Origin of the sequence: Thermovirga sp., assembly GCF_017656375.1 — a bacterium.
Classification (GTDB): Bacteria; Synergistota; Synergistia; order Synergistales; family Thermovirgaceae; genus Thermovirga.
This window is the reverse complement of record NZ_JACDOB010000001.1, coordinates 168,174-179,989: the sequence shown is the minus strand read 5'-3', so window position 1 is coordinate 179,989 and position 11,816 is coordinate 168,174. Positions and strand designations below refer to the sequence as shown.

Below are 11,816 nucleotides of genomic sequence, written 5' to 3'. Positions count from 1 at the left end.
TGTTAATAATAAATGGTAGTTAAATGGTTTTATACAAAATTCGAGGGGAGTGGCTAAGAGTGACAAAAATGGAACTGGTTAGTGCGGTGGCTAAAGGCGCTGGAATAAGCAAGAAACAGGCTGCAGAAGCGGTAAACGCCATTTTTGAAACAATAGGAGATGCTCTTGCCAAAGGTGACAAAGTTCAACTCGTAGGATTTGGAACTTTTGAGGTTAGGACTAGGGCTGCCAGGACGGGACGCAATCCTCAGGATCCTTCGAAGGTTATAGAAATACCGAGCAAGAAGGTACCTGCTTTTAGGCCTGGCAAAGCACTGAAAGATAAGGTTCAATAGCATTTATAATAACTAGCTTGTAATTGGTTAGCAGTCGAATGAAGGCACGAGGAAAGCAGAGGGGTGCTATCTTCGTGCCTTTTCGTATAGAGATAACCATTGAGAAAGTGAAAGTTCCTCAGCTCTAATGGTGGGTTTCATATTAAGTTCTTTTATCAATGCTAAGACTTCCTCTTTTTTCAATAAATTAGAAGAAATAAGGTTATTTAGGAGTGTTTTTCGTCTTTTGTGGAAAGCAGCTTTTAGTAGATTTTTCCATGACGGGTTTTTAGGAAGAAAATCCTGTTCTACAAGCTCTATTTTTATTATCACAGAATCTACTTTGGGTTTAGGCCTAAATACGTTTGGAGATACTTTTCGTAGGATTTTAACTTGTCCCATCTTTTCTAAAGTTATACCTAGAGGGCAACGTTCCTTGCTGCTAATGTTAGCTGTCAATCGTTCTGCTACTTCTTTCTGAATCATTAGAATCATAAAATTCAATCCGTTTGGTGCCGCTTCCTCCAGTAATTTCCAGATTAGAGGAGTCGTTATATGATAGGGGATATTGGCTATAAGTTTGTTAGGGTATGGGCACATTCGCTTAGTATCATTATAATCGAATTTCAGCGCGTCTTGCCAGAAGATTCTTAGGTGGTTATATTGTTGCTCCAATGGTATAAGAAAGTCTTTTAGCCTTTCGTCAATTTCTATAGCGTATATTTGTTTAGCCGTAGAGCTTGCGAGAGCTAAAGTCAAAATGCCCTTCCCAGGGCCTATCTCCAATATAGTATCTTTTGATTCTATATCAGAGGCCTCGCATATGGCTTGAACGATATTTTTATCAATCAGAAAATTTTGACCTATATTAGTGTTTGCTTTATGTTCCCACATGCTTGTTTGTTGCACCTGCGTCCTTCTTTATATTTTAGTTTTGCTGGTTCATAAACAAAAAGCGGGAGAAATATCTCCCGCTTTGATTTCTGGTCGGGACGAGAGGATTTGAACCTCCGACCCCTTGACCCCCAGTCAAGTGCGCTTACCAGACTGCGCTACGTCCCGTCAGCGACGAACATTGTATCTTTGTTTTGAGTGTTGGTCAAGACTCAATCTTTAAATTTCTAGGTTTTATTTAGGCTCCCAGGTTTCTTTGCAGCGTTCCAGCACATAGGCCCACTTTTCTTCTACTTCTTGCTGGAGCTGTTCTACCACATGTTTCCACGCATCTCCCTTAAATAAGTGCCTAAATCTCCCCTGAGGTTTCAAAAACTCTTCAACTGGCACAAAGCTTTTGGGTTTGTATGACAACTTCCATTGTCCATCTATTACCTCGTAGATAGGCCAAATTCTTGTATCCGCAGCTAATTTACATATATCTCTTTGTATAGCTGGATCTATACGCCAGAAAAGAACACAAGGAACCAATATATTCACGAAAGATGGTCCAGGTGTCTCTATAGCCTTTTTAACCTTTTCTATGACATCTTGAGGGTTGTGCAATGTTGTTTGTGCCACGTAGGGAATATGATGTGCAGCCATTATGTCTGTTAAATCCTTTGCGCGCTGTACTTTACCCGGAATTTTCTTTCCAGCCGGGGCAGTTGTGGCACTTGCACCTGTAGGAGTAGCGCTACTTCTTTGGGCCCCGGTGTTCATATATGCTTGGTTGTTGTAACAGATATAAGTGAAATCGTGTCCGCGCTCAGCGGCTCCAGATAATGCCTGTAGGCCAATATCATAAGTGCCTCCATCTCCACCGAAGGCAACAAATTTAATGTCTTTGTTTATTTTGCCTTTCTTTTTTAAGGCTACATATGCTGCTTCGATGCCTGAGATATTGGCTCCGGCGTTTTCAAAAGCACAATGCAAGAAAGGAACATTCCAAGCGTTGTAGGGGTAAATAGTGGTGGAAACTTCTAAGCAACCAGTAGCACAAGTGATTACAACTGGTTTGTCCACTGCCAGGAGGCCCTGACGAACTGCTGTAGGCGCTCCACATCCAGGACACATTCTATGTCCTCTGGTCATTGGTGTATCTTTGGTGGTTAAATCTTTTAATCTGACAGCCATAGCTACGGCACCTCCTGATTATTCCCTCAAACCGAGGTAACGTTCCTCGGGGCTAAAATCGCCGTTTATTAGATCTGTGAATGCCTTCTCAGCATCGTGAAGGAAGAAGTCCCTTCCACCTAGGCCATAAACATAGCTGTTTGTGGGGACTATAGTTCCACTGTCGTAAAGTGCTCCCTTCACTTCGGTAAATAGAGGAGCTCCAGCTCCGATACTGGCGGCCCTGTCCAAAACGGCAATGCCTTTCTTGCCCGTTAGAATTTCCGCGATATCTTTCCAGGGGAAAGGCCTAAACATTCTAACTCTCAAACACCCGACCTTGTGTCCTTCAGCTCTCAATTTGTCTACGGCTTCTTTTACAGCACCCGTAGCGGAAGACATTATTACTGCCACGTATTCTGCATCTTCTGTCTTGTAGGCTTCGACAATAGGATATTTGCGTCCTGTCAACTTGTAGAATTCTTCTGAAATTTCTTCGTACACTTTTCTTACGTTTTTCATTGCCTCAATTTGCTGACGTTTAATCTCAAAGTAGTAATCGGTCAAAGCCAATGAACCATATGCTACAGGGTTGTCCACATCTAGCAATGGGAACATTGGGTCTCTTTCCCCAATAAAGTTTTTGACTTCCTCGTCTTCCAAAAATTCTATTGGCTCAAAACAGTGACTGGTTATGAATCCATCTTGGCATACGAAGACGGGGAGAAGTACGTCTTTATGCTCAGCTATCCTTACACTCATTATCATGGAATCGTAGACTTCTTGTGCGTCCTCACAATACAAATGTATCCAGCCCATATCTCTTTCGGCCATGCTGTCGCTATGATCACAGTGGATGTTGATAGGGGCTCCAATGCTTCGGTTTACCAAAGCAAAAACTATAGGGGCCCTATAAGCCGCTGCAATGGGAAATATTTCATGCATCAAAGCTACGCCATTAGCACTTGATGCTGTCATAACTCTTGCTCCCGAGATTGAAGCAGCCAAACATGCACTTATGGCGGAATGCTCACTTTCGACGGTTACTAAATTGGTGTCCACTAAACCATCAGCGACAAATTCGGAGAATTTCATAGGGATATCTGTAGATGGGGTAATGGGATAAGCAGCAACCACATCGGGGTTTATTTGCCTCATTGCCTCTGCTGCAGCCCAATTGCCGCTAGTTATATCTCTTCGTGCCATCTTATACTCACTCCTTTTCTGCGCCGCAGTTAGATAAAATCGGCTTCAGGACGCATTTCGATAGCGTCTTTTGGGCAAACTTTTGCACAAATTCCACAGCCCTTACAATAGAAATAATCTATTCCCGTGACTTTACCTTCTTCGTCTGTTTTTATTGATCTGTCTGGGCACTGGATCCAGCACTGAAGACAGTGGATGCACTTGCTTTCATCCCATACAGGACGCATGCTTCTCCACTGTCCCGTTTCTACTTCTTCAGCTGTAGAAGCTGGAACAACTGTTGCCGGAGGTAGGTCCTTCCATCCTTTGAGTTTCATCCTATTTGCACCTCCTCATAACCTCTTTTGATGGCTTTTAAGTTTGCGCTTAGTACGTTTTCAGGTAGTTTTGCCATTTTAGTCTTGAAATGTTCCAGGAACATTTCAATGGGCACTTCTTCAAAAAGTCTAGCCAAAGCTCCAAGTATTGGCGTATTGGGTCTGTTTTGGCCAAATTCTTCCAAAGTTATTTTTGTTGCGTCCACCGTTAAAACCTTTGTCGTTTCAGGCAGATTAAGCTTTTCCTTCATTTCTTCCGGTTTGTCGGGGGTGTTTATAACGAAAACCGTATCTTCTTTGGCTCCTTCGGTTGGATTCGAGACATCAAGCAAGGTAGGATCAATGACCACTACTATATCTGGGTTAAGGACTCCGGACCTAATGCGTATTTTACTGTCAGATATTCGGTTGTAGGCCTTCATAGGTGCTCCTTGTCTTTCCGCTCCATATTCAGGGAATGCTTGCGTATATTTCCCAGATTCGAATAGAACTTCTGACAGGAGGGCTGAACCAGTTTTTGCGCCTTGGCCACCTCGGCCGTGCCATCTTATTTCTATAACTTTCGACATCCGCATATCGCCTCCTTGGGTTTTTCTGTAGACACCCAGAATTTTTCTCTTTCTCTAGGAAACTTCCAAGCATAGTACAAATATGGTAAAAACATAGCGTGATGAGAATCTCTAATTTTTTACTTAACGTATGGCGTACCATGTGCATGCAATGATGTATATAAGTACGAAACTTCTGATGTGTCACACTGTATATTGTATGGACAAACCTATATTAGTCAAGTTATTTATACTTACTGTAGCTTATAGGGTACATAAGAGGAGGAAGTATTTTATGATGCTTGCAGATCATGTGCTTCTTGATCCATATAGCGATGTTTCTATGGTATTAAGGGAAAATGAAGACAAAAAAATAATGGTGGAGATAGGTTTTGGCAATGGAGAATTTTTAGCTTTTCTTGCAGATGAGCATATGGATTTTGTGTGTTTTGGTATAGAAGTTTCCAAGAAGTGTATCCAAAAAGCTTCAAAGAAGTTGAAAAATAAAGGGGAAAAAGTTTATTTGATGCTAGGAGACGCAAAGTTTTTGTTAAGAGAGTGTTTTTTAGATGAAACTATAGATCATATTTACATGAATTTTCCGTGTCCTTGGCCCAAGACGAAGCATGAGAAAAGAAGAGTTACTTCTGGGGATTTCCCTGACGTTTTAGCTTCTGTGTTAAAGATTGGGGGAATTTTTGAGGTTGTAACAGACGATGAGAATTATGCTATAGAAATAAAAGAAATTTTTTCGAGCCATAAAATTTTTGATTGCTTGTGCCACAATCTGAACGAACCAAGAAAGATATCTACTAAATACGAGAGAAAGTGGAAAAAAGAAGGTAAGACCATACATACGTTAAGGTTTATAAAAACGCAAAAGAGTACAACATATAGAATGATAGAGGAGGGCAACGAGGTGCATGCTGTAATCAAAATAAATGGGCTTACTCGTGATGTTTTATCTAAAATAAAAGGCATTTGTGGGGCAAATGGGCCATCACGATGGCGCTTCGGTGATTGTTTCGAGAGTAGTGATAGAATATTGCTTTTGGAGGTTGCCGTAAGTGATGGAGATTTCTATCAGCAAATTTACTTTAGGCTTATACCTAGGAAAGATGATTTACTGGTCAAGGTCGACCCGGCTGTCAAGGCTTTTGCGACTCCATCTGTTAAAGGAGCTTTGGAGGATTTATGTGGTTTCTTGAAAAGTAATAGTACTTTGAAGTAAATTTTGAGCTTTTGAATAAATTATTATGCAGTGGGTACTGTAACATGCTATATAAAAATTGCGAAATAGGGTTTTAGTTGCATATGGGAAAAAACATGAATGTAAGGCCAACATCTGATAAAGTCATGCAGGGTATGTTTAATATACTTGGGCCCTTTATCGTGGACGCTGATTTTCTAGATTTATTCGCTGGGACTGGTAAAGTATCCAAAGAAGCACTTAAACGAGGAGCAAATAAAGTTTTTCTGGTCGAGAATCACAAATCAGCCCTTAGAAAACTAAGAGATGATTTGTGTGATATCAACCAAGACGAAGTCGAAATTATAGGCATGGACGTGAGAAGAGCACTGCCAAGGCTAGCTAGAGAGGGATATGCATTTGACATCATTTTTGCAGATCCGCCGTATAATAAAGGGTGGTTGAGAGTCTTGCTTGTTGATTTGTCTGCTTCTTTGGATAAATTATTGAGAAAGGATGGGTATTTGGTTGTAGAGCATTCTTCAAGAGAACTTGTCCCTGCAATGAGTGGTGGCTTGGTTTTAGAGAGCACCAGGCGGTACGGGGAAACGTGCATATCTTTTTTTAAAAAGAACGAGGTGTTGGATTAATGGCTATAAAGGCAATGTATCCAGGATCTTTTGATCCTATAACAAACGGCCATATCTATATTGCAGAAAGGGCTGCATCAATTTTCGATGAGTTAGTTGTTGGAGTTTTGATAAATAAAAACAAGAAGTATACCTTTAGCATTGAAGAAAGAGAATCAATGACAAGAGAGGCATTGAGTCATTTGCCGAACGTTAAGGTAAAGTCTTTTGACGGTTTGCTTGTGGATTTCATGAGGGCAGAGAGAAGTAGAGTAATTATAAGAGGTTTGAGGGCTTTGTCGGATTTTGAATATGAATTTCAATTAGCATTGATGAATAGGCAGCTAGCTCCGGAAATAGAAACCTTTTTTATAGTGACGGATGCTAAGTACTCTTATTTATCCAGTCGGGTTGTTAAAGAAGTATTCCATTTTGGCGGCTCTATAAAAGATATGGTGCCTCCTGGTGTCTTTAGGAGATTGAGAGAGAGGTTCCCTCCAAAGGACATTATTCAAGGATCCTGACCGGAGGAGTGTTTTTTTCTTTAAGGTTGCCTTGATTAGGTATAAGAGTCTCCCATAATTCTGAGGCACTAAACTCAAAGTTGGCTATCGACCTAGAGTAATCGTCTTCGAAATATCTGGGCCTGAAAACTATAGGAAGCTTGGCAGTGTTGCGCATTTTTCGTAGAAGCAGCCTGCCTTTTTTGTTCATGCCTAAAACTCTCAGATATGGTATTCCTTCTTTTTGTGTTTGTTTGTATATTTTTCTTTTGAAGCCAAGAAGGACATGGAGTAATTGCCTTTGTATCCTGCTTCTTGGGTATCTTTTGCTGGTGCACAAATTCAACATTTCCCGAAAAGTTTTTGCTTTTTTGGCAGATTCATATATGAGATTTTCCGCTCCCTCGGATATGTCTGAAAATTGGAGTAATTCTTCAGGAGGAGTTCTTAATATGGTGGCTCTTAATATTCTCCAGTAATATTCATATGAGTTAAAGCATCTTCCTTTCTCTATTTCTCTGGCTATTATGTCTGAGCTAAACTGGGGCAGCAGTTTTAATATGTGGCTGTCTCCCTTGTGGATAGAATCCCGAATTGCAGTAGCGCTTGCAAAAAAGGAAATCTCTTTGCTGTGATAAGGGTTCCCTATTCTTTGTATTGGAACGATTGTTAAGGGGTATTTTTTTTCTAAAATGCGCTTCATGTAGTTTAGAGCCAATATGTTGTTAGGATTTCTTATGATGTTGTAAGAGCCTGGTAAGGTTTTTTCAAAAGCAAATGCCATTGATTCTACAAAAGAAAAGCCTTCTTTTAGTTTTCTTTGTAGAGTTTCTTTAAATATTGCTGGTTCTTCTACTAGTAGGGTGGCTAATTTTTTTAGTTCAGTTTTGGGATTTTCCATTCCAAAAGAAATATGAGTAACTATCCCTGTTTTCCACAGGATGTCAACACCTGAAGAAGCGAATATTCCAGCATTTTGGCAAGAAAATGCCGATGGTATTTCAATGACAAGGTCAACTCCGGCTTTTAGGGCAGCTTCAGTGCGGCTCCATTTATCTATAAAAGAAGGTTCTCCCCTTTGTACAAAATGAGAAGAAAGAGCTATTATTATTGCGCTTGCAGAAGATTGGCGTATAGCTTCTTGGATATGATATAAATGACCATTATGAAAGGGATTGTATTCGGCAATGATACCTAAGATATGATTAAAACTCATAATTTGCCCCTTTCTGTGTAGAATCATAATAAGCACAGAAACAAATAAAACGTTTATACTATACTAGCACTTATTTTTAAGGAGGATGATAATATGAAAGTTCTTGTTATCAATTGCGGCAGTTCTTCTCTTAAGTATCAACTTTTTGATATGACTACTGAAGCTGTTTTAGCTAAGGGATTGGTGGAAAGAATAGGCATAGATGGCTCAAGAATAAAACATACCAAGACAGGCCAGGAAGCAGTTGTCAAGAATGTTCCTATACCAGACCACAAAGTGGGCATAAAAGTTACATTGGATGCCCTCCTAGATAAAGATCACGGGGTGCTTGACAGCCTTGAAGAATTGCATGCTGTTGGACACCGTGTTGTTCATGGCGGAGAGAAGTTTTCCAGCTCGGTTGTAGTGAACAAGGAAGTTTTGGATGCAATTGAAGAATGTGTTCCTTTGGCTCCCTTGCACAACCCAGCAAATTTGATGGGCATAAAGGCCATGATGGATCTATTGCCTGAGACTCCACAGGTTGCAGTTTTCGACACTGCTTTCCACCAAACTATGCCTAAGCACGCATACATGTATGGTATCCCTTATCATTATTATGAAGAATATAAAACAAGAAGATACGGTTTCCATGGAACAAGCCATTATTATGTTGCGTACCGTGCTGCTGAAATTCTTGGTAAGCCTGTAGAAGATCTCAAGATAGTGACTTGCCATCTTGGTAACGGAAGTTCTATAACTGCCGTGGATCGCGGAAAATCTGTGGACACCAGCTTAGGTTTTGGAACTGTTCCAGGAGTCATAATGGGAACCCGCTGCGGTGAACTTGATCCCACAGTAGTTTTATATTTGATGGAAAAAGAGAAATTGGATACAAAGCTTATGAGCCATATCCTTCATAAAGAAAGCGGTATTTTAGGCATTTCCGGTATTAGCAGTGACCTAAGGGATGTTGAGATGGCTGCAGAGGAAGGTAACGAAAGGGCAAAATTAGCCTTGGATATGCTTTGTTATGGCATAAGAAAACATATAGGGGCTTATGCTGCGGCAATGAATGGCTTAGATGTTGTGGTTTTCACTGCTGGAATAGGAGAGAATAGTTCAATAATAAGAGAAAAGGTTCTCGAAGGATTAAATTTCCTTGGAATCAAGATTGATCATGAAAAGAACAAATCAAGAGGTAAGGAAGTTGTTGTTTCTACAGAGGACTCCAAAATTGTGGCTATGGTGGTTCCGACAAATGAAGAATTAGTGATAGCCAAGGATACATTGGAGCTGACAAAATAAGCATAAAAGAGGGGAACAGCTTGGCGATCATTGAAGAAAAACCTAAAGAGTGGAGTTTTGTGCTTCATTCGGCTCAATTAGAGAGTGGAAAAATATATCATTATGATTGGTGTGTCTACTTCGAAGGGGTAGTCGTTTATGATGGTGTGTGCTTTGAGTTTTCAAACAATATAGAGATATTTGTCGAAGTACAGAGAAATAAGAATCAGATTATTGCTGACATAGGTCTTGTTGCAAGGTGTGAAGCCCCATGCTCTAGATGTTTGGAGACAGTAGCACTTGATTTGAAACAAAATTTCAGGTATTTTTATACTCCGTGTGTCTCGGAGGAGGAGCGGATCGCGATAGAATCGGATGAACATGTGGTTGTCATTGAAGAAGATTTAGGTCTGCTTGATTTAGGGGATCAAGTTTGGGAGTGCTTAGTGATGGCATTGCCCGAGAAAGTTTTGTGCGATGAAGCTTGTAAGGGTTTGTGTCCTTATTGTGGTATGAACTTGAACAAAGGGAATTGTGACTGTTTCAAAAAACAAGTTGATCCTCGCCTATCTCCTCTTTCAAAGTTATGGAAAGATATGGAAGAATAATTCAGGGAGGGAGGGAAAAGAGATGGCCGTACCTAAAAGGAAAACTTCACATGCAAGGACACATAAAAGAAAGGCTCAATGGCTTGGAGCAATGAAAGAACCTTCCGTAGCCGTTTGTTCTCAATGTGGAGAGATGATTCAAACTCATAGAGCGTGTCCGGAATGTGGATATTACAAGGGGCGCAAGGTGGCAAAAGTAAAAGGAGAAAATGAAGAGACTAGCGAATAATTTTTGGATAAACATAAAAAAAGGGGGCCGTAGGCCCCTTTTTTTATGTGTTGACCTGAGTCTTCCTCTACGTTATACTTACCTCATGATAATAGCAGGTCATAACACTTGGTGTTAACGAGGAAGGTGCCATGGGGAGAAAACAAGCAAGATTAAATAGAGAAGCAAGGCACAAAAGAATAAAGACAGAACTTGAGATGGACCCCATGCTTACAGATGAGGAGTTAGCCAAACTCTTAGGAGTTAGTATAAGTACAGTAAGGTTGGATAGGGCGCTACTTGGGATTCCGGAAGTAAGAGAAAGGATTAAAACCATGGCGCAGCGTGCCGTATCCAAACTGAGGTCGTTAAAGAGAGAGGAAGTTATAGGGGAACTTGTTGAGCTGGAGCCCAATAAGTTTGCTGTATCTACCTTAATAACTACTAGAGAGATGGCTTTTAGGCATACAGAATTAGTTTCGGATCATTACATATATTCACAAGCTAGTTCATTAGCTATTGCGGTAATAGATGAAGATATGGTTTTTACAGGTGCAGCACGGGTTAAATATAAACAACCTGCGCAAGTTGGCGAAAGATTAGTAGCAAGGGCAAAAGTCGGAACCAGGAAAGGAAACAAATATTTAGTAAGTGTGAGAACCAGGGTTGGAGAAAAAGAAATATTTGTGGGGCGGTTTATTACAGTAGTGGGCAAGGACAATAAAGACTTAGATTTGATGACGGAGAGAAGGAGCGGGTAAAGGTGTTAATAGCAATAGATGCAATGGGAGGAGACCATGCCCCTGAAGAAATATGTAAAGGGGCGATAGAAGCTTGTCATGAGCATGATGACTTAGAATTGGCTTTGGTTGGAATTCCAGAGGCCATATTGCCATATGTGGAAAATTCAGGCCTGGTTGGCACAAAGTTGCACATAGTGCCCGCAGAAGAAGTAATCAGCATGGGTGAATCTCCTGCTTTATCTATAAGAAAGCGAAAAAAATCTAGTTTGCATGTAGCCATGCAGATGGTTAAGTCTAAAGAAGCAGTAGGTTGTGTATCTGCAGGTAACACTGGAGCTATAGTAGCAGGCGGGGTCCTTATAGTAGGTCGAATTCAGGGTATTGATAGGCCTGGGTTGGGGGTTCCACTCCCAGCCCTAAACAGGGTAACTATGTTGATAGATGTCGGTGCCACAGTGAGATGCAAGCCTATAAACCTTTATCAATTTGCATTAATGGGAGATGTCTATATGAGGACTATACAGGGGGTTGTTGAACCTTCTGTTGCTCTTCTCTCTAACGGAGAGGAAGAGAGTAAAGGAGATGAGTTGATACAGGAAGCGCGAAAACTGATTAAAAATGCTCCGGTGAATTTTGTGGGCAATGTGGAAGGGCATGACATACCAATTGGCAGTGTTGATGTTGTAGTTTGTGAAGGCCTTACAGGTAACGTGCTTCTTAAGTTTATAGAGGGTACGGGTGGTGCTATATATTCGCTGTTTAAGGAGGAACTTGAGAAGCGGTTTTGGTCGAAGGTGGGAATGGCCTTTATGATACCCATGCTGAAAGATTTATGGGCAAGATTTAATTATGAAAAAACAGGAGGGACTCCGCTGCTTGGAGTGAATGGGGCAATTATAAAAGCCCATGGGAGATCCAAGTCAGAAGCTATAAAAAGTGCTATAGGAGTTGCAAGGAACTTTGTGGTCAAAAATGGTGTAGGAAAGATAGTGGAGGAGCTCTCCGAGGGGGGTATGTAAA

General features: G+C 40.8%; 15 protein-coding genes and 1 tRNA gene. 9 read left to right on the top strand and 7 right to left on the bottom strand.

The window, feature by feature from the left end; genetic code table 11:
- Positions 1 to 59 precede the first annotated feature (59 nt).
- Positions 60 to 335 carry an HU family DNA-binding protein gene (locus H0Z23_RS00960; protein ID WP_296866893.1) on the top strand — a complete coding sequence of 92 codons (276 nt, stop codon included), beginning with the start codon at positions 60 to 62 and terminating at the stop codon, positions 333 to 335.
- 66 nt (positions 336 to 401) lie between these two features.
- Here H0Z23_RS00960 and rsmA read toward each other — a convergent pair whose 3' ends face one another.
- From rsmA to H0Z23_RS00930, 6 genes are all read right to left on the bottom strand, one after another.
- Entirely contained in the window at positions 402 to 1,208 is an 807-nt protein-coding gene (rsmA, locus tag H0Z23_RS00955; protein WP_296866891.1) for a 16S rRNA (adenine(1518)-N(6)/adenine(1519)-N(6))-dimethyltransferase RsmA, read from the bottom strand.
- Between the two features lie 90 nt (positions 1,209 to 1,298).
- Positions 1,299 to 1,376 (bottom strand) — tRNA-Pro (locus tag H0Z23_RS00950).
- 66 nt (positions 1,377 to 1,442) lie between these two features.
- A complete protein-coding gene (locus H0Z23_RS00945) occupies positions 1,443 to 2,384 on the bottom strand; it encodes a thiamine pyrophosphate-dependent enzyme (protein WP_296866889.1) in 942 nt (313 codons plus the stop codon).
- Between the two features lie 18 nt (positions 2,385 to 2,402).
- The gene (porA, locus tag H0Z23_RS00940; protein WP_296866888.1) at positions 2,403 to 3,569 is read right to left on the bottom strand and encodes a pyruvate ferredoxin oxidoreductase; all 1,167 of its coding nucleotides are present in this window, start codon (positions 3,567 to 3,569) and stop codon (positions 2,403 to 2,405) included.
- 29 nt (positions 3,570 to 3,598) lie between these two features.
- Positions 3,599 to 3,886, bottom strand: a complete 288-nt coding sequence (locus H0Z23_RS00935; protein ID WP_296866887.1) for a 4Fe-4S binding protein — start codon at positions 3,884 to 3,886, stop codon at positions 3,599 to 3,601.
- Positions 3,883 to 4,455 carry a 2-oxoacid:acceptor oxidoreductase family protein gene (locus H0Z23_RS00930; RefSeq protein WP_296866886.1) on the bottom strand — a complete coding sequence of 191 codons (573 nt, stop codon included), beginning with the start codon at positions 4,453 to 4,455 and terminating at the stop codon, positions 3,883 to 3,885. Before H0Z23_RS00930 ends, H0Z23_RS00935 begins: the two co-directional genes overlap by 4 nt.
- Before the next feature lie 274 nt (positions 4,456 to 4,729).
- Between H0Z23_RS00930 and trmB the strand changes: the two genes are divergently transcribed.
- From trmB to coaD, 3 genes are all read left to right on the top strand, one after another.
- Positions 4,730 to 5,665: a tRNA (guanosine(46)-N7)-methyltransferase TrmB gene (trmB, locus tag H0Z23_RS00925; RefSeq protein WP_296866885.1), complete on the top strand. Its 936-nt coding sequence runs from the start codon at positions 4,730 to 4,732 to the stop codon at positions 5,663 to 5,665.
- An 83-nt stretch (positions 5,666 to 5,748) separates the two neighbouring features.
- Positions 5,749 to 6,273 (top strand): RsmD family RNA methyltransferase, encoded by a 525-nt coding sequence (locus H0Z23_RS00920; RefSeq protein ID WP_296866883.1) that lies wholly within the window; start codon positions 5,749 to 5,751, stop codon positions 6,271 to 6,273.
- On the top strand, positions 6,273 to 6,776 hold the full coding sequence (gene coaD, locus H0Z23_RS00915; RefSeq protein ID WP_296866881.1) for a pantetheine-phosphate adenylyltransferase: 504 nt from the start codon (positions 6,273 to 6,275) through the stop codon (positions 6,774 to 6,776). The genes H0Z23_RS00920 and coaD overlap by 1 nt, the downstream gene beginning before the upstream one ends.
- Here coaD and H0Z23_RS00910 read toward each other — a convergent pair.
- Complete coding sequence (locus H0Z23_RS00910) at positions 6,760 to 7,971, bottom strand: nucleotidyltransferase family protein (protein WP_296866880.1); 1,212 nt, start codon at positions 7,969 to 7,971, stop codon at positions 6,760 to 6,762. The genes coaD and H0Z23_RS00910 overlap by 17 nt on opposite strands.
- Before the next feature lie 93 nt (positions 7,972 to 8,064).
- Between H0Z23_RS00910 and H0Z23_RS00905 the strand changes: the two genes are divergently transcribed.
- The 5 genes from H0Z23_RS00905 to plsX all read left to right on the top strand — a co-directional run bounded on the left by H0Z23_RS00905 (position 8,065) and on the right by plsX (position 11,815).
- Positions 8,065 to 9,258: an acetate kinase gene (locus H0Z23_RS00905; protein WP_296866877.1), complete on the top strand. Its 1,194-nt coding sequence runs from the start codon at positions 8,065 to 8,067 to the stop codon at positions 9,256 to 9,258.
- A gap of 20 nt (positions 9,259 to 9,278) precedes the next feature.
- Entirely contained in the window at positions 9,279 to 9,845 is a 567-nt protein-coding gene (locus H0Z23_RS00900; RefSeq protein WP_296866875.1) for a DUF177 domain-containing protein, read from the top strand.
- Between the two features lie 22 nt (positions 9,846 to 9,867).
- On the top strand, positions 9,868 to 10,074 hold the full coding sequence (rpmF, locus tag H0Z23_RS00895) for a 50S ribosomal protein L32 (protein WP_296866873.1): 207 nt from the start codon (positions 9,868 to 9,870) through the stop codon (positions 10,072 to 10,074).
- 131 nt (positions 10,075 to 10,205) lie between these two features.
- A complete protein-coding gene (gene fapR / locus H0Z23_RS00890) occupies positions 10,206 to 10,814 on the top strand; it encodes a transcription factor FapR (RefSeq protein WP_296866871.1) in 609 nt (202 codons plus the stop codon).
- A 2-nt stretch (positions 10,815 to 10,816) separates the two neighbouring features.
- A complete protein-coding gene (gene plsX, locus H0Z23_RS00885; RefSeq protein WP_296866870.1) occupies positions 10,817 to 11,815 on the top strand; it encodes a phosphate acyltransferase PlsX in 999 nt (332 codons plus the stop codon).
- Position 11,816 lies beyond the last annotated feature (1 nt).

What these genes read in the sequence shown, in the direction of transcription:
- coaD (WP_296866881.1), top strand. Translation starts at nt 6,273, where the DNA reads ATGGCTATAAAGGCAATGTATCCAGGATCTTTTGATCCTATAACAAAC.
- trmB (WP_296866885.1), top strand. Translation starts at nt 4,730, where the DNA reads ATGATGCTTGCAGATCATGTGCTTCTTGATCCATATAGCGATGTTTCT.
- H0Z23_RS00935 (WP_296866887.1), bottom strand. Translation starts at nt 3,886, where the DNA reads ATGAAACTCAAAGGATGGAAGGACCTACCTCCGGCAACAGTTGTTCCA.
- H0Z23_RS00930 (WP_296866886.1), bottom strand. Translation starts at nt 4,455, where the DNA reads ATGTCGAAAGTTATAGAAATAAGATGGCACGGCCGAGGTGGCCAAGGC.
- rsmA (WP_296866891.1), bottom strand. Translation starts at nt 1,208, where the DNA reads ATGTGGGAACATAAAGCAAACACTAATATAGGTCAAAATTTTCTGATT.
- H0Z23_RS00945 (WP_296866889.1), bottom strand. Translation starts at nt 2,384, where the DNA reads ATGGCTGTCAGATTAAAAGATTTAACCACCAAAGATACACCAATGACC.
- H0Z23_RS00905 (WP_296866877.1), top strand. Translation starts at nt 8,065, where the DNA reads ATGAAAGTTCTTGTTATCAATTGCGGCAGTTCTTCTCTTAAGTATCAA.
- H0Z23_RS00920 (WP_296866883.1), top strand. Translation starts at nt 5,749, where the DNA reads ATGGGAAAAAACATGAATGTAAGGCCAACATCTGATAAAGTCATGCAG.
- porA (WP_296866888.1), bottom strand. Translation starts at nt 3,569, where the DNA reads ATGGCACGAAGAGATATAACTAGCGGCAATTGGGCTGCAGCAGAGGCA.
- rpmF (WP_296866873.1), top strand. Translation starts at nt 9,868, where the DNA reads ATGGCCGTACCTAAAAGGAAAACTTCACATGCAAGGACACATAAAAGA.
- fapR (WP_296866871.1), top strand. Translation starts at nt 10,206, where the DNA reads ATGGGGAGAAAACAAGCAAGATTAAATAGAGAAGCAAGGCACAAAAGA.
- H0Z23_RS00910 (WP_296866880.1), bottom strand. Translation starts at nt 7,971, where the DNA reads ATGAGTTTTAATCATATCTTAGGTATCATTGCCGAATACAATCCCTTT.